Annotated in this window: 14 protein-coding genes; 8 read left to right on the top strand and 6 right to left on the bottom strand. The window is 71.5% G+C overall.

Annotated elements, in window-relative coordinates; all coding sequences use genetic code 11:
- Positions 1-192, top strand: a 192-nt coding sequence (locus tag C2L58_RS50455) for a hypothetical protein (protein WP_233225744.1), incomplete at its 5' end; no start/stop codon positions are given.
- 329 nt (positions 193-521) lie between these two features.
- Positions 522-1,307: a DUF3592 domain-containing protein gene (locus tag C2L58_RS15690; protein WP_158264121.1), complete on the top strand. Its 786-nt coding sequence runs from the start codon at positions 522-524 to the stop codon at positions 1,305-1,307.
- A 27-nt stretch (positions 1,308-1,334) separates the two neighbouring features.
- On the opposite strand, the gene C2L58_RS15685 is transcribed toward C2L58_RS15690, so the two are convergent.
- Positions 1,335-2,462: an AI-2E family transporter gene (locus tag C2L58_RS15685; protein WP_103338307.1), complete on the bottom strand. Its 1,128-nt coding sequence runs from the start codon at positions 2,460-2,462 to the stop codon at positions 1,335-1,337.
- A 342-nt stretch (positions 2,463-2,804) separates the two neighbouring features.
- Here C2L58_RS15685 and C2L58_RS15680 point away from each other — a divergent pair, with 342 nt between their 5' ends.
- From C2L58_RS15680 to C2L58_RS15665, 4 genes are all read left to right on the top strand, one after another.
- Positions 2,805-4,979: a hypothetical protein gene (locus C2L58_RS15680; RefSeq protein WP_103338306.1), complete on the top strand. Its 2,175-nt coding sequence runs from the start codon at positions 2,805-2,807 to the stop codon at positions 4,977-4,979.
- Positions 4,976-7,930 carry an ATP-binding protein gene (locus C2L58_RS15675; RefSeq protein ID WP_103338305.1) on the top strand — a complete coding sequence of 985 codons (2,955 nt, stop codon included), beginning with the start codon at positions 4,976-4,978 and terminating at the stop codon, positions 7,928-7,930. Before C2L58_RS15680 ends, C2L58_RS15675 begins: the two co-directional genes overlap by 4 nt.
- Before the next feature lie 2 nt (positions 7,931-7,932).
- On the top strand, positions 7,933-8,919 hold the full coding sequence (locus tag C2L58_RS15670; RefSeq protein WP_103338304.1) for a hypothetical protein: 987 nt from the start codon (positions 7,933-7,935) through the stop codon (positions 8,917-8,919).
- A gap of 83 nt (positions 8,920-9,002) precedes the next feature.
- Positions 9,003-9,806 carry a hypothetical protein gene (locus C2L58_RS15665; RefSeq protein WP_146073607.1) on the top strand — a complete coding sequence of 268 codons (804 nt, stop codon included), beginning with the start codon at positions 9,003-9,005 and terminating at the stop codon, positions 9,804-9,806.
- A 26-nt stretch (positions 9,807-9,832) separates the two neighbouring features.
- Here C2L58_RS15665 and C2L58_RS15660 read toward each other — a convergent pair whose 3' ends face one another.
- The 5 genes from C2L58_RS15660 to C2L58_RS15640 all read right to left on the bottom strand — a co-directional run bounded on the left by C2L58_RS15660 (position 9,833) and on the right by C2L58_RS15640 (position 13,600).
- Entirely contained in the window at positions 9,833-10,279 is a 447-nt protein-coding gene (locus C2L58_RS15660; protein ID WP_103338302.1) for a hypothetical protein, read from the bottom strand.
- A gap of 17 nt (positions 10,280-10,296) precedes the next feature.
- On the bottom strand, positions 10,297-11,295 hold the full coding sequence (locus C2L58_RS15655; RefSeq protein WP_103338301.1) for a hypothetical protein: 999 nt from the start codon (positions 11,293-11,295) through the stop codon (positions 10,297-10,299).
- A gap of 89 nt (positions 11,296-11,384) precedes the next feature.
- On the bottom strand, positions 11,385-11,834 hold the full coding sequence (locus C2L58_RS15650; protein WP_103338300.1) for an HIT family protein: 450 nt from the start codon (positions 11,832-11,834) through the stop codon (positions 11,385-11,387).
- A gap of 102 nt (positions 11,835-11,936) precedes the next feature.
- The gene (locus C2L58_RS15645) at positions 11,937-12,428 is read right to left on the bottom strand and encodes a MarR family winged helix-turn-helix transcriptional regulator (protein WP_233225743.1); all 492 of its coding nucleotides are present in this window, start codon (positions 12,426-12,428) and stop codon (positions 11,937-11,939) included.
- Positions 12,425-13,600, bottom strand: coding sequence for an alpha/beta fold hydrolase (locus tag C2L58_RS15640; protein ID WP_103338299.1), 1,176 nt, complete (start codon positions 13,598-13,600; stop codon positions 12,425-12,427). The genes C2L58_RS15645 and C2L58_RS15640 overlap by 4 nt, the downstream gene beginning before the upstream one ends.
- 219 nt (positions 13,601-13,819) lie before the next feature.
- Between C2L58_RS15640 and C2L58_RS15635 the strand changes: the two genes are divergently transcribed.
- Both C2L58_RS15635 and C2L58_RS15630 read left to right on the top strand, forming a co-directional pair.
- Positions 13,820-14,782, top strand: a complete 963-nt coding sequence (locus C2L58_RS15635; RefSeq protein ID WP_103338298.1) for an arabinan endo-1,5-alpha-L-arabinosidase — start codon at positions 13,820-13,822, stop codon at positions 14,780-14,782.
- Positions 14,783-15,007: 225 nt separating this feature from the next.
- On the top strand, positions 15,008-15,925 hold the full coding sequence (locus C2L58_RS15630) for an extracellular catalytic domain type 1 short-chain-length polyhydroxyalkanoate depolymerase (RefSeq protein ID WP_103338297.1): 918 nt from the start codon (positions 15,008-15,010) through the stop codon (positions 15,923-15,925).
- The last annotated feature ends 7 nt before the right edge of the window (positions 15,926-15,932 follow it).

The following is a 15,932-nucleotide window of genomic DNA, read 5'->3' as shown; positions in this document are numbered from 1 at the left end:
GGTGGCCGCCGGCGCCGGCGCGGCCACGGCCAGGACCGCGGCGAACGTGAACGTGATGGTGGCCAGAATTTTGGTTCTCAGATTCACTGCGAAAGCCCGCTTTCTTTCGATTCTCTATTACCGCGGAGGACCCCGCCGCAATCGGACAATCTCGGCGCAAACCGGCAGCGGAGCATTACCCGCACGAAATAGACGGGCTTGTCCGCGGATGCGTCCCTGCTTTGAGGGGTGGGTTCGGCCTTCCCCCCGTGAATCACCCCAGTTGCCGAGAGCGCCTGCCCGCTGCTACCCCAGGTGGGTGAGGCACTCTTGCCAGGCCGACCGTGCCAGCCGTGGCTGAACGGCGTCAAGCGCCCTGAAACGTTTTACCCCTGCCCGAAGCGTCCGCCGAAACGGGAACCTTCGCGCGTCGCGCCGCGACCTGCGAAATCGGCACCCCGTGCACTTCCCGGCAGCGACGGCGCGACGCGGATTTGCCCGAGTTCGACGTTCTCGGTGTGGACCTGTGGAAAGCTGATCTCGTGCCGGACGATTCGGAGTGGCTGCCGCCGGAGGGCGCGGGTGGTCACGAGAGCGTCGACCTGACCGCCGAGACCCGCCGGCTGCGCGTGCTGGGGCGGCGGGCGCTGGTCCTCGCCGCGCTGTGGCTCGTGGCCGCCGGTGGTGTCTTCACCGGGCTCGCCCTCTACGAATCGTCCGCCGGCAGGCTCCTGCAAGACGGTGCCCGGGTGCCCGGGACGGTACTGCTGCTCGAACGACACCCGCCCGGGATCTACGTCTCCTACTCGGTGCGGGGCAAACTGCACTTCGCCTCCGTCCGCCTCAGCTCGAAGCGGCGCTACGTCGAGGGCGCGACGGTCACGGTGGTCTACGACCCCGCCGACCCGGACCGCGCGCGCACGACGCTGGAAGACGGTGTCGATCCCCGCGGGCCCGCCTTCTTCTGGATGGTCGGGGTGGGCCTGGTGACGGCCGTGGTCTTCAGCCTGATCGGCTGGGGCCGGTGGTCGATGCGGCACGAGGCCGTGGTGCGCACCGGCTGGCGACCGGCCGCGGTCACCGTCCGAACCGACCCGGGGAGGTACGGGCACCGGCCGGATCTGCTCGTCGAGTATCCCGACGGGAGCCGGGCGGCGCTGCGGGCGACGCTGTCCAGCCACGGCGCCACGAGGCTGCGGCACCAGCCCGGCCGCGCGGCGTTGGTGGGCGGCGCGGGCCGGGAAATGGTCGTCCTCTTCGAGACCGGGCGGCGGCCGTACGCGGTGCCGGCGTACGGCCGGGAACCCCGGACGTGGCCGGGAACGTAGCCCGGACCGTTCCGCTGGACCGGTTCGTCACGCTTGGTCGAGGCGTGGGTAGAGCACCTCTTCGACCAGCAGGAGGATCGCCGCGGCGACGGGGATGGCGACGAGCGCCCCGATGATGCCGAGCAGCGCGCCGCCGAGCAGGACGGCGACCACGGTGACCAGCGCGGGCACCTTGAGCACGTTCCCGATGATCTTCGGCACCAGCAGGTAGTCCTCGACGAGCCGGTAGACGACGAAGAACCCCACGGTCGCCAGGCACACCGGGAGTGAGACGGTCAGCGCGACGAGGCTCACCAGGACGCCGCCGACCACGGAGCCGATCACCGGGATGAGGTCGAGCACCGCGACCGCGATCGCCAGGAGCGCGGCGTAGGGGACGCCGAAGATCAGCAGCCAGACCAGGGTGAGTGCGCCGGCGATGACGGAGACGGCCAGGTTGCCCAGCACGTAGCCGCCGACCTTCGAGAAGATGTCGTCGCCGATGAGGATCGCCCGCGGCCGGCGGGAGTGCGGGATGAGCCGGTACATCGTGGCGCGGATGCGGGGCAGATCGGCCACGAAGTAGATGGTCAGGACGATCACGATCAGCGCGTCGGTCACGACGTTGAAGACCGCCTTGCCGGCACCCAGGACACCGCTCGTGAGGCCGCCGCCGGAGCTGAACGACGACTCGATCGCCTGCTGCAGGTGGAAGCGTTCGTTGAGCCGGCCGAGGAAGGTGTTGTGGTCCTGGGCTTCGCGGAGGTACTCCGGGGCCTGCTTGACCAACGCCGTGGCCTGCTCGACGATCACGGGGATCGCCGCGGCGAGGAAGCCGCCGACGGCACCGAAGGCGACGACGAACACCGTGGTGACGGCGAGCCAGCGCGGGAAGCGGTGGGTGACCAGCCACGAGACCGCGGGTTCCGCGCCGATGGCGAGGAACAGGGCCAATCCGACCAGCACGAGGATCTGCTCGGCGCCGGCGAGGAGCTGGATCAGGCCGTAGGTCACGGCGACCCCGGCCGCGGCGGCCATGCCGATGAAGAACGGCGACCGCCGATCGAGCCGCTTCCCGATGCCGCCCAGAGGCTGTTCCGGAGTGCTGATTTCCGCGGCTTCGGCTTCGGCCTCGGCGACCGTGCCCTCTTCGTCATCGCTGTGGGGCTGCCCCACCAGCGGGTGATGTCCTTCGGCGGCCGGATCGGCGGGGGGAGTCATGGGCACCGCACTGTCTCGCACCCGGGGTGCGTGGAGGAAGGCCGGCGCGCCCCGTGGTGACGGATCCGCGCCCGAGTGATCGGCTGTGAGCTCAACCGCGAGCAGGGTAGCCGCCCCGCCCGCAGTTGAACCGGCCGCAGGTCGGCCGTTATGCGGATGGCACTCAGCCGAGGAGCCCGCCTTGCGACGCTGGGCGCGCCGTTCCGGGTGCGGCGCCGTCCGGTTCCTCCTGCGGACACGTATCAAGGCGACGCCGGCTGTCTCTGAGTGAAGACAGTCCGGGAGGGGGAGCCACGAATGAACGAAGCGATGGAGGCCGGTTGGCGGCGGTACTTCGCCAACAGCGTCATCAGCGGTGACGGCGGGGAAATCGACGCGGCGACGCGTGCGGCCCTGGCCGCGGTGGGCCGTGGTGCCTCCGAAACGCAGGCCAAGGAAGCGGGTAAAGCCGAGGCCAAGCGGTATCGGGAAAGCCTGCACCACGCCGGCGCGCCCGGCCGGGGGCCCGTGTTCGCCGGCAGCGCCTCCCCGCTGCCGGCCGACTCGCGGATGCCCGGCCGGGCGTCGTTCGCGGCGAGCACCGAAGACTGGCCCGCCTTGTTCGCGCCGCGGCTGCTCGCGGCGCCGGTCCGGTGGGGGTGGCAGGGCGCGGAAACCGCGGATCCGCCGCCGCCGGTTCCGGCGCCGCTGCAGCTCGGGCCGAAACCGGCCTGGATCGAACCGCCGCACCCCGATGTCGGCCCCTTGCACGCCCAGCGGTCGCAAGCCGCGCGAAACCTGGTCGTGCGCCTGACGCTCGCGGTCGTCGCCTTCCTCGCCTTCGGCGTCTACCAGGCGACCGTCGCGAGCAAGGTCGCCCACCTGGGCGGCCGGGAGGCGACGAAGGTCTACGGCTACCTCCTGCCCGCCGCGGGCATCCTGATGGGATTTTGGGTCCTCCAGGCGCTGGGCGCGATGCGCCGGGCGTCGGCGAGCATCCGCGCCTTCCAACAGCCCTACCTCGCCTTGCGCGCCGCCGAAAAGCAGCGGCACCAGCAGGCGCTCCGGCAGTGGGACACCGCCGTCCGGCAGCACCAGGCCGAGCAGAACGCGGCCCAGCAGGCGCTGGTCCGGCACCGCAGCGGTCCTCTGTGGTATCCCGTGCACCCGGTGTCGGAACCGACCAGGGTCGACGTCTTCGGGGGCGACCCGCACCGGTTCGGGTGGGCCTGCCTGCTCGTCACGCTGGGGACGTCGCTCCTGGTCCGCGGGCACCGCCTGACCGTCCTCGACCTCACCGGCCAGGAGGTCGGCGGCGAGCTGGTGCGGATCGCCGCGGCCAAGGGCCTGCGGACCCGCCGGACGATCCTCGACGAGGGCTCGGACGTCGACCTGCTGGCCGGCCTGTCCCAGCACGACATCGCCGAGAGCCTGGCGTACGCGCTGACCGAGCGGGCGGACACCGGTGGGGCGAGCGGTGGCGAGCAACGCGAGGAGCGGGCCTTGGCCACCGAAGTGTTCGGGCAGGTGCTCGCCTGCCTGGACCAGCCGCCGACCTTCGCCCGGCTCGCGGCCGCGCTCCGGGTGCTGCGCCGCGGCGGCGACGTCGAAGTACTGGCGCCGCACGAGGTCGGCCGGCTCGTCGACGGGATCGGCGAGGTCGACCAGAACGAATGGACCGGCCGCCGGCTGCGGTACTGGGCGAGCCGGCTCGACGTGCTGCACCGGCTCGCCCCCGCCGGGGGACAAGCGGGGCCGCTGTGGTCGCGCGACGACGTGTCGCTGCTGGCCACCCCGGGCGGCCGTGACGACCGCACGGAACTGATCGACCGGCTGCTGCTGCAGCTGGCGCGCCCGGCGATGCGGGTACCCGGGCTGCTCGGCTCGCACCTCGTCGTGGCGGGCGCCGACCGGCTCGGCGCGAGCACCGTGGCGGCGCTGTCGGAGCAGGCGCGCGCCGCCGGGATCCGGCTGGTGCTGTTCCTCGACCAGCCGCAGGGCGACATCGAGAAGACCGTGGGCACCGGCGGGGCCGTCTGCATCATGAAGATGTACAACCACCGGGACGCCACGATCGCGGCCGAATTCATCGGCAAGGGCCACAAGTTCGTCGTCAACCAGGTGACGTCCCAGTTCGGCCGGACCTTCACCGACGGCGGCGGCGACAGCTTCTCGGCGAACACCACGGCGGGCTCGAACAGCACCCGCAAGCGGATGCGCAACGAGCGTGGGCTGTCCGACTCCCGCGGGCACGCCTGGACCGGCAGCCGGAACTGGTCCGCCGCCGACAACATCGGCACCTCGACCGGCCGCGCCCGCGTCTACGAGTTCATCACCGAACCCCAGTCGATCCTCGGGATGGCGCCCACGGACTTCATCCTGGTCGACAACTCCGGCGAAGACCGCCGGGTGCTGATGGCGAACTGCTACCCCGGCATCTGCGTCATGGACCGGGTGTCGAGCGTGCCGGCCGGGCCGGGGCGACGCGCATGACCCCGTGGCTGGGCGTCGAATTCCGTGAACTGACCGAGGTCCCGGCGCCGCCGCCGTCGGCCGAGGCGAAGGACCGCAAGGACCGTCGTGACACCGGCGACGACGGCGACGGGCCGTTGGCCGCATCGCTGGGCGGCGCCCACACGAGCCTGCTCGCCGGGGGGAAGCCGGCGGCCGCGCTGGCGACGGCGTGGATCCGGCCGCGGCACACCCGGAGCCTGCGGTTCCTGCTCGGAGGGCTGCCGGACTTCCCGCTGGCCGCGGGGAGCCCGGACACCTCCGGCGACGGCCGCGCACCGGAGGTGCTGTTCCCGCCCGGCGCCCGCGCCACCCCGCTGCCCCCGGCCGAGGTGGCCGAGCTGCTCGGCGGCTTCCGGTTCTGGGTGCCCTGCGTCGGCACGCCGGACGCGCTGTGGGCGCCCGCGGCGTCGAAGCAGACACCGAACGGCCGTCGTCGCGGGTCATTCGACCAGCACCTCGCGCACCTGCGCGACCCGTTCGCCTGGCTGGTGCTCGCCGAACCGCTGCCGCCGCACCGGGTCCAGCCCGAGCTCGACCGGCTCGTCGGGGAGATCCTGCCGCTCTCGCGCGGCGAAGTGGGGGAAGCCAAGCGGATCACGCTCGAACGCAAGCAGGCGCGGCACCGGGAACTCACCCGGTCGCAGGCCGAGCACACCTGGCGCGTCCGCGTGCTCGTCGGCGGGGTCGGCGAAGCCGAAGCGCGCCGCTCGGCGGCGATGCTGTGCGCCGCCGCCGATCTGCAGGACCAGCCGTACGTCCTGACTCCGCTGGGCCCGGCCACCGCCGATCCCGGCCCCGACGCCGGTGCCTTCCTGGCCACCACCGACCTGCTGGTCCCGCTGACCCGGCCGCCCCGGCGTGAGCTCGGCGGGGTCCGGGTGGTCGACCCGCACCGCTTCGACGTGACACCGGAGCACTCCCACCCCGGCGGGGTGAAGCTGGGCGAGGTGCTCGACTCGGCCCGCACCGAAGCCGGGGGCGTCTCGCTCAGCCACGACTCGCTCAACCGGCACACCTTCGTCTGCGGCGCCACCGGCAGCGGAAAGTCCTTCACCGTCCGGCACTTGCTGACCGAAGCGACCCGGGCCGGCCTGCCGTGGCTGGTCATCGAGCCGGCGAAGGCCGAGTACCACCGGATGGCCAACCGGCTCGAGCGCATCGGCCGGACGCCCACCGGGGCCACCCCGGAGGTGGTGGTGATCAAGCCGGGTGCCGCCGAGGTGGCGCCGGCCGGCTTCAACCCGCTCATCCCGGCCGTGTCCCCGGCGGACGGCGACCGTGTGGAGAAGAGGTTCTCGCTGCAGACGCACCTCGACCTGACCCGCGCGCTGTTCCTGGCGGCCTTCGAGGCCCACGAGCCGTTCCCGCAAATCCTCGCCACCGCGTTGACCCGCTGCTACGAGGAACTCGGCTGGGACCTGGCTCTCGGCGAGCCCGCCCATCCGGGGGGACGGCCGCGCTACCCGACGCTCGGCGATCTGCAGCGGGTGGCCCTGAACGTCGTCGCCGAAGTCGGCTACGGCCCCGAGATGGCGGCCGACGTCCACGGCTTCATCACCGTGCGGCTGGGCAGCCTGCGGCTCGGCACCACCGGCCGGTTCTTCGAAGGCGGCCACCCCCTCGACTTCGCGGAGCTGATGCGGCGCAACGTCGTGTTCCAGATCGAGGACGTCGGCGACGACGCCGACAAGGCCTTCCTCATGGGCGCCGTGTTGATCCAGCTGTCGGAGTACCTGCGCATCACCCGCGGCGGCACCGCCGAAAACCCGCTGAGCCACCTCACCGTGATCGAAGAGGCGCACCGCCTGCTGCGCCGCCCGGACCCCGGGGCGACCGGCGCGGCCTCGCAGGCCGTGGAGATGTTCGCCGCCCTGCTGGCCGAGGTCCGCGCCTACGGCGAAGGCCTGGTCATCGTGGAACAGATTCCCAGCAAGCTGGTGCCCGACGTCATCAAGAACACCGCCGTCAAGGTCGTCCACCGGCTGCCCGCCGAGGACGACCGCAGGAGCGTGGGCGCCACCATGAACCTCGGCGAAAGCCAGTCGCGCTACGTCGTCTCGCTCGAGAAGGGGGAGGGCGCCGTCTTCACCGACGGCATGGACCGGCCGCTCCTGGTGCGCGTCCCGAACGGCCGCAGCGCCGAGAAAGGCGACCTGGCGCCGCCGGCCCCGGTGACCGGCCTCATCGGGCGCCGCAGCCCGACCTGCGGCGACGCCTGCCGGGCCGAGGCCTGCACGCTGCGCCAGATGAGCGAAGCCCGTCAGGTGCTCGCCCGGTACCCGGTGCTGACGATCTGGGTCGAGCTGACCGTCCTCGCGCACCTGGTCAGATGCCGCAATCCCACCCTCGACCCGGGCTACCGGCGCCTCCTCGGCGCCGAGCCACCCCGGATCCTGCAGTGTGCGGTCTCCCACGCGGTCGACGACGCCGTCGACGTCCGATCCGGGCAGCTGCAACCCGGCCTGTCCCCGGCAGAGCTCGCCCGGCACTGCCGTGACGTGCTGATGGAGTCGTTGTCCAGAGACGGGCAAAACCACTGCCAGGGCGACGATTGGGGCTTCCTGGCGAAGCCCTACCAATGGGAACCCGTCGAGCAAAGCCTCGCGCAGCAGGCACCCGGCTACCAGCGCCATCCGTCGTCCGACGCCTGGGAACGCCGCTACGGCCGGGCCATCCCGGGAGAAGACTGCTTCGACCAGCTGACCGCGGTCCGGGGCTGGAACGATCGCGCGCAGGACGACCAGGGCGTCCGGGACGCGGTCACGTTCGGCACCCGGCGGCCCTCGGTGCTCGAGCTGGCCATCGGCGGCGTGGTCGCCGACGGCGAGAGCTGGGACGCCAAAGCCGCGGCGGCGACCATGCCGTTCGCCGACGACGGATGGTCGCTGCTCCACCTCGTTCCCCGCCTGCGGCAGAGAAAAGAGGAGTGATCATGGGAGCCGACACGCCGACGACGCAGAAGCCGCCGGACCAGCCGAAACCGCCGGCGGCGGTGGTGGCCGGACCGGCGATCTCCCAGGGGGAGTGGCGGGACAAGGTCAAGGCGCAGCTGCAGCCGCTGCCCGCGGAGAAGGATCCGGCCGAGGACGCCCGACGGCTCGTCGACCTGAGCAGTGGCAAGAACCCGGTGGTGAAGCTGGACGCCACCATCAAGGCGCAGCTGGAACGGATCGCGGCGGGCCCGCCGCCGGGTAAGTCCACAGTGGAGCTGACCCGCGACGGCCGCACCCTCGAGATCGCCGCAAACCAGGCCAGGGCTCTTTCGGTGCTGGGTGTCCTGGCGGAGAAGACCGCCGAGCGCCGGACGGAGCCGGGGCACGGCTCGGACGTGCTGGAGATCGTCTCTTACGTCCGGTTCGGCGACGCGAAGCACCCCCAGGGCAAGCACGGCGAGGGCGTGGCGTTCGACATCGCCGCGTACGGCGGTCACCGGTTCGACGAGACCCGCCCGGCGGAGTCACGCGCGGCGGTCAAGGCGCTCGTGGCGGACCTGCCCGCCGGCCATTACGGCTTGGGCCTCCCGCGGTTGCCGACGAAGTTCCCGATTCCCGAGAACCGCGGGCACCTGCAGAAGTACGCCGAGGACGTCGGCGCGCACCCCGAGGCCTACCAGCGCGATCCCGGCGGCGGGGCGGCGTTCGAGCTCACCCGGAAATGGGGTGATTCCCGGGCTTCGTCGTACGCGGTCGTGAACGCCCGGCCGACCGAGGCCCTGCTGAAGGCGGAGGATCCGCACTTCACGCAACCGCGGACCGCCGCGGAGGTGAAGCCGTTCGGGGACGTGACCCGGCTGGACGCGGGCACGGCGGCCGTCATCCGCGAGGCGGCGAAGGACCAGCAAGCCCACATAACCCCGTTCGCGGACGGATTCGGCCACGCCCACCTGTCCGTGGTCCTTCCGGGCGCGACCAGCTTCTGACCCGCCCCGAGACACCGGGAGTGATCATGACCGGAGACCGGCCGAGGTCGACGGACCAGCCAAAACCGCCACCGCCGCCGCCGGTGGATGTGCGCCCCCCGATCTCCCAGGGGGAGTGGCGGGAAAGGTCCAAGGCCGAGGCGAAACCGCTGCCCGCGGGACCGGGACCGGCGCCGGCCAAAACCCCGGACGGCCCGCACAAGCCGAGTCCCGCCGAGTCCGCGGAGAAGCCGAAAGCGGGCGGTCCGGCCGATCACCGGCCGCCACCGCCGACGGCCGACCGATCGCGCTTTTCGGCCGACTTCCGGGAATGGCCGAAGCCGGTCGCGCCGATCGACTCCGCCAAACCGCCCGCGTGGCGGGGCGGGCCCGTCGACGTGACCCGGGTGACCAGGGAGATCAAGGTCGACGTCAACCGGTATCGGCCGCAAGGAGGCGGACCGGTCGACTTGGCCCAGCTGAAGAGCGATGTCGGCAAGCACATCAAGGAGCTGTCCGAGCTGCGCTCCAAGGACGGCGGCGGTGCCTTTCTGAAGGTCGAGCTCCGGAATGTCCATTTCGGACAGGGCAGCGAGGCACAAGCGATCCGGAAGAGCCTCGTCGAGGTGGGCGCGAAACCCGGCGTGACCGTGAACGTCCGGGTGCAGGACGGGAACAAGATCCGAGCGGTGGACGGGACGATCCTCAGTGCGGTGTCCCAGCCGAACAAACCCGGTCCGCCCGAGGGCCCGCCCGGCGGCCCGAATCCGGTGGGGAAGCCGGGTGACGGGAGGCGGGGTCCCGCCCAGGACGCCAGGCCCGGGCCGCCTTCACCGGGACACCGGATCGAGGTACCGCCACTCCGGAACATCCCCGTCCCGCCGCACATTCCGGGCCGCCCGCACTGATCCACGACCGCCGCCCGGCTGGTGCCTCAGTCGCACCAGCCCCAGCCGCTGACGGCGACCGCGGTCGTGCCGGCGTCTCCGGTCTTGTCGCCGACCCAGCCCGCGTAGCTGATGCACTGGGGCGCGTACCCGCGGACGACGGCGTAGTACTTGAAGTTCCCGCGGTCGTGGATGTTCTGGCTCGAGTCCTCGGAGTCCCGGTTCAGCCCGGCGAAGGTGTCGGTGGCGACCCCGATGAACGACCACTTGATGGTGACGACGCAGTTGTAGCCGCCGGACTTGTAGAGCAGGTAGACCCCGCCCCACTTGCTCCCGCCGTCGGTCTTGGCCGGCAGCGACGAGATGATGCGGTAGCCGGAACCGCAGACTTCGGTCGGGGTGTAGGGGTTGGTGGCCGCCCCGGCGGGCGGCGCGGCCGTGAGGACGGCCGCCAAGCTCAGCACGGCGACCAGGGTGCGGCGCAGAAGTCTCATGGAACGCTCCTCGTTCGTCAGGTGCAGGTCCAGCGCAGCGCGGCCGGCGCGTTGCTGGTGTTGCCGAAAATCACGCCGTCGTCGCCGATGACGAACACGTCCGCGTCGCCGCCGTCGGGGAACGGGAGCCGGCCCAGGAGCTTGGTGTCCTGCCAGACCGCGGCCGGTCCGATCAGGTTGGTCAGGCTGCCCGCGATCAGTCCGTGCTTGTTGGTCGCTTCCGCTGTCCCGCCCTGCTCGAGGGGACGCGGGTCGGCCGGGCCGTGCCACGCCAGGGCGCGTGAAGCGGGCCACGAGTCGATCGCCGTGCCGACCACGACGCCGTTGCGGATCTGGCGGATCAGCACGGGCCGGTCTTCGCCGGTCAGCGGGGTGACGACGCCGGCCCGCCAGAGTCCGCCGAGCTTGCTGTCCGGGGCGCCGAGCAGCACCGTGCCGTCGTCGTCGAGGTCCATGCCGTACCGGTCCGGGATGTCGATGATCCGCGGTCCCGCGGCCAGGACCGGCCACAGGACGCTCACCCGGTGGCCGTCCTCGAGATCGGTGGCGGAGGCGAGCACGTCACCGCGGTCGTCGAGGGCGACGGCCGATTCGAGCCGGTAGCCGGGCGGGTCGGGCAGGCGGCTCAGCGTGCCGGGACCGCGGTGGCCGCCGCTGAACAGGTAGACGCCCCGGGGGGTCGACGGAAGGCCGCCGTCCAGCAGCACGGTTCCCGCGGAGTTCTCGTCGACGACGTTCGGGTAGACGAACGCCGCGACCGCGTCCGGGATGCGCGGCTTGCCCTCGGTCCAGAGCACGACCCGGCCCATGTCGACGCTCCGGTCGCTGACGTCCCCGGAGTAGTTGCCGCGGCTGTCGGTCCCCCTGATGTGGACATCGGCGGCCAAGTAGCCGTCGGGCGCCTCGATGTTGTGCGCGGTCCAGGTGCAGGCCCCGGCCGCGGTCGCGGAAGGCGCGCTGACGGTGGAGCCCAGTGCGAGTGCCGCGAAGGTGAGCGCGGCAGCACGTCGGAACATACGAATCCCCCTCGGAATCGGTCGACGCCGGGTCCACGCGCCGCCGCACCGGTGGGTTGAGCCGTGTCACCCGCACGGCCTAGTCGCGGTCAGCCCGTCGACGCGATGGCGTCTCTGATCGCTTGCGCGTCACTCTCGAGGAGCGATCTCTCGCGTTCCGGGGTGTCGGCCTTGAGCGTCCAGCCGTCTCCTGCGTAGCGGGGGATGACGTGAAGGTGGAAGTGGAAGACCGTCTGGAAGGCGGCTTCGCCGTCACAGAGGAGGATGTTGATTCCCTCGCAGCCCCTGCGTAAGCGTCGCAAGGCTCGGGCCAGGTCGTGCCCGACCGACCAGACGTGTGCGCTCGTGGCTCGATCGAGGTCTTCGAGGCCCGAGGCGTGCTCACGTGGCACGACGAGAAGATGGCCGGGCGTCACGGGGTTCATGTCCATGAAGGCAACGACGACCTCGTCCTCGTGCACCACGCTGGCCTCGGCCTGGCGCGCCACGATGGCGCAGAAGGCGCACTCCCGCGCCGGCGATGTCGCGCTGTCTGCCATGCGCGCAATAGTTCCAGAACGCGGGCCGTTCGCTCTGGCCCCATCTGGAGCAAGCACCTTTGCCGGCGGACCTTTTACCGCTGTGAGAACGGTAGTGAGTGCTCAGTCGTCGCCGCGGGAGGTGTTGTGGGCGCGCTGGTGCTCGGTGATTTCGATGAGCTGGCGCTTGAACCGCCCGTAGTCCTCGTCCCCGAGGCGTTCGGTGTGCCGCCGCTGGATGGCCGCCATGATCGCGTCCGCCGTGCGCATCTGCGCGACACCGCGCTCGGTGGGACGGATGAGCTTCGCCCGGCGGTCGCTCGGATCGGGGCTCCTCTCGACGTACCCGAGTGACTCCAGTTCGTCGATGAGGATGCCGATGTTCTGCTTGTGCTGGCCGGACAGCCGCGACAGGTCGGTGGCGCGCACCCCGTCCTCGTCGAGGTAGGCCAGCACCGCGCCGTGGCGGGGTTTCAGGTCGTCGAAGCCTTGCTCGGCGAGCCTCGAGAACAGCTCCCGCTGTACGGCGAACAGCAGCCGGCCCGCGAGGACGCCCAGGTCGGGGTCCGTCGAGTTGCGTTCCGCTCGGGTGATCGCCCGCACCTCCTCGTTCACGCCTGCTCCGGCCCCGTGATGGTTTCACGGATCCAGCCGGTGATCTCCGCCCACACCGGGTGGCCCGGCCGGACGACGTCGAAGTGGGTGCCACCCTCGACCTCGACGTAGCGGGCGATGCCGCCCTCGGCGGCGACCTTCTCGACGTAGCGCCGGCTCCAGTCGGCGGGCACGGCTTCGTCGGCGGTGCCGTGGACGGCGAGGACCGGGACGCCGGCGCCGGCCAGCTCCAGCGGCGACGTCCACGCGTAGCGCTCGGGCACGTCGGCGGCGTGCCCGCCCAGCAGCACCGGCAGGATCCCGTCGCCGACGGCCGCCGCGACGGCGGGCCACGTTTCGGGCCGGGCCGGCTCGGGCGCGTCCTCCGGCGGTTCGGCGTCCGGGTCGGCGAGGACCTTCCCGAAGCCCTCGGCGTCGGCCGCCCGCAGGTCGAGCGCGCCGGCCAGTTCGACCAGGCCGGCCGGGGTGACCTTCGGGCGCGCACCGGGCGCCTCGGGCGGCAGGGCACCGCGGTGGGCGGCCCACGTGGCCAGGTGCCCGCCGGCGGAGTGGCCGAGGAGCACGACCCGGCGGAGGTCGAGCGCGGGGTCCAGGCCGTCGAGGGCGTCGATGGCGGCGGCGACGTCGTGGAAGGTGCCGGGCCACCCGCCGCCCGGCTCGCCGATCCGGCGGTATTCGACGTTCCAGACCGCGTACCCGCGAGCGACGAGGTCGTCGGCGACGTCGGTGATCTGGCGGCGGTCCCACATGGCCGTCCAGTACCCGCCGTGGACGACGGCGACGACGGGGAACGGGCCGTCGCCCTCGGGCAGGTACAGCTCGCCGACCTGCGACGGCTCGGGGCCGTAGGCGACGGTGCGGACGCGCCGGGCGCCGTCCTCGGCGTCGTCGTAGCGAACACCGCGCTCGGCGCCGACCAGGGAGCCGATCGTCGCGAAGAAGGCCCCGATCTCCGGCAGGTTCGCACCCTTCGCCTTGGACTCGTCCCACGCTGCGTCGTCGGTCCACTCGACGAAGTCCAGCCAGGTCCGCTCGTCGAGGCGGACCAGGCGAGCGGCGAGGAAGCCGCGCCGGTCCCGCCGGAACGCGGCCACCATGCCCGGGCGCGCGGCCAGCATCGCCTCGGTGTTCTCCGGGGTCACGGTGAAGGTGGTCAGCTCGATGACCGACATCGTCAGCTCCTCAGTCCGCTACTTGGTCCAGATCTATGATAATCATAAATCTTGACTAAGTGCTGGGCAGCGTTCCGGCATCCGTGCGCCAGACGACGGGCGGCCGCACGTGAGACGGCGGTCTTGTCGGCGTCGCACAGCTTCGGCTAATCTCCGCTGAGAGCGCTTCCAGCCGTGAGTCCGTCAGCAACACCATCGTCGGATCCCCACGGAGGCACCATGCCGGCCGCTCGAGCACGGTTCATCGCAGTCGTCCTGTTCGCGACGGCGTTCCTCGCCCCACCGGCCGCCGACGCGGCTACTTACCCGAATCCCGGGCGCGTCACCGGAGACATCGGCGTGCACGACCCGAGCGTGGTGAAACGCCCGGACGGCAGCTACCTGGTGGCGCACACGGGCGACAACCTCGCGTTGAAGACGTCCACCGACCGCGTCGCGTTCCGCAACGCCGGTTCGGTGTTCCCGAACGGAGCGCCGTGGACCACGGCCTACACCGGCGGAAGCCGCGCCCTGTGGGCTCCGGACATCTCCTACCACAACGGCCAGTTCTCCTTGTACTACGCGGCTTCCACGTTCGGCTCCAACCACTCGGCGATCTTCCTGGCCACCAGCCCGTCCGGCAATTCCGGCAGCTGGACCGACCGGGGCCTGGTCGTCGAATCCCGTAGTGGTGACAACTTCAACGCCATCGACCCGAACCTGGTCGTGGACGATCAGGGCCGGTGGTGGCTGGACTTCGGCTCGTTCTGGTCGGGCATCAAGCTGATCCAGCTGAACCCGGCGACCGGGTTGCGCCAGGGGAGCGGCCTGACCGCAATCGCCGGGCGGGGCGGCGGCGCGATCGAGGCGCCGTTCATCGTCAAGCGCGGCCAGTACTACTACCAGTACGTGTCGTTCGACCTGTGCTGCCGGGGTGCGTCGAGCACCTACCGGGTGATGGTCGGCCGGTCCACGAGCGTCACCGGGCCCTACGCCGACCGCAACGGCGTGGCGATGAATTCCGGTGGTGGCACCGAAATCCTGGCCGGCCACGGCAGCGTCCACGGGCCGGGCCACGAGGCCGTGCTCGCCGACAACGACGGCGACCTGCTCGTCTACCACTACTACGCCGACAACGGCGCGTCCCTGCTGGGCGTCAACCGCCTGACCTACGATTCGGCCGGCTGGCCGAGCGTCGCCTGAACGAGCCGTGCCCCCGGACGCCGTCGCAGCAGGTGACTCGGGCGCTTATCGTTCAGTTGCGGTCGGAAATTTGTTCCCGTTCCGGTTTGCTTTCGCGGAAGTCGACGGCGAACGGTCTTGCCTCTTTCCCGGCCGTGCGGTTGCCTTCTTGCCGGAGCTGAGAAAGCGCTTCCTCATCGTGCCCGGGCCGAACCGCCTCGATACCCGCACCGAAGGAGGACCACCATGGCCAGAGGAAAGATCTTCCGTCGCCTGCTCGCGGTGCCACTGGTCGCCGCGGCCCTGATCACGGGGGCGCCCTCGGCGTCCGCCGCTTCACTGACCCGGATCGCGGACTTCGGGGCGAACCCGTCGAACCTCCGGATGTACCTGTACGTGCCGAACTCCGTGAAGCTTCGGCCGGCGGTCCTCGTGGCGGTGCACTACTGCACCGGTTCCGGGCCGGCCTTCTACACCAACACCGAGTTCGCCCGGCTGGCCGACCGCTACGGGTTCATCGTCGTCTACCCGTCGGTGACCCGGGCGAGCAAGTGCTTCGACGTGGCCTCCCCCCAGGCGTTGCGGCACGACGGCGGGAGCGACCCGGTGGGAATCGTGTCCATGGTCCGGTACGTCCTGCAGCGCTACCACGCGGACGCCGGGCGCGTGTACGCCACCGGTCACTCGTCGGGCGGAATGATGACGAACGTGCTGCTCGGTGCCTACCCGGACGTGTTCAAGGCGGGCGCCGCCTTCGCGGGTGTCCCGTTCGGCTGCTTCGCCACGACCGACGGTTCCGAGTGGAACAGCCAGTGCGCCAACGGGCAGATCGTCAAGACCCCGCAGCAGTGGGGCAACCTCGTCCGCGGGGCGTACCCCGGCTACACCGGGCCCAGGCCGCGGATGCAGCTGTGGCACGGCACCGCCGACGACGTCCTCCGGTACCCCGACTTCGGGGAAGCGATCAAGCAGTGGACGAACGTGGCCGGCATCGGCCAGACGCCGACCACGACCGACCGCCCGCAACCGACCTGGACCCGCACTCGCTACACCGCGGGCGGCACCGTCCAGGTCGAGGGCATCAGCGTTCAGGGCGGTCCGCACAACGTGCTGGTCGACGGCATGGCCCAGTACGCGATCGACTTCTTCGGACTGTCCCGTTAGGACGAAC

This window comes from Amycolatopsis sp. CA-126428 (genome assembly GCF_002904335.1).
GTDB lineage: Bacteria > Actinomycetota > Actinomycetes > Mycobacteriales > Pseudonocardiaceae > Amycolatopsis.
This window is presented reverse-complemented; position numbering and strand designations above follow the sequence as displayed.

Bases quoted from the DNA above. Each gene is read 5' to 3' on its own strand.
- C2L58_RS15675 (WP_103338305.1), top strand. From the start codon at position 4,976: ATGACCCCGTGGCTGGGCGTCGAATTCCGTGAACTGACCGAGGTCCCG.
- C2L58_RS15655 (WP_103338301.1), bottom strand. From the start codon at position 11,295: ATGTTCCGACGTGCTGCCGCGCTCACCTTCGCGGCACTCGCACTGGGC.
- C2L58_RS15670 (WP_103338304.1), top strand. From the start codon at position 7,933: ATGGGAGCCGACACGCCGACGACGCAGAAGCCGCCGGACCAGCCGAAA.
- C2L58_RS15680 (WP_103338306.1), top strand. From the start codon at position 2,805: ATGAACGAAGCGATGGAGGCCGGTTGGCGGCGGTACTTCGCCAACAGC.
- C2L58_RS15640 (WP_103338299.1), bottom strand. From the start codon at position 13,600: ATGTCGGTCATCGAGCTGACCACCTTCACCGTGACCCCGGAGAACACC.
- C2L58_RS15660 (WP_103338302.1), bottom strand. From the start codon at position 10,279: ATGAGACTTCTGCGCCGCACCCTGGTCGCCGTGCTGAGCTTGGCGGCC.
- C2L58_RS15650 (WP_103338300.1), bottom strand. From the start codon at position 11,834: ATGGCAGACAGCGCGACATCGCCGGCGCGGGAGTGCGCCTTCTGCGCC.
- C2L58_RS15630 (WP_103338297.1), top strand. From the start codon at position 15,008: ATGGCCAGAGGAAAGATCTTCCGTCGCCTGCTCGCGGTGCCACTGGTC.
- C2L58_RS15635 (WP_103338298.1), top strand. From the start codon at position 13,820: ATGCCGGCCGCTCGAGCACGGTTCATCGCAGTCGTCCTGTTCGCGACG.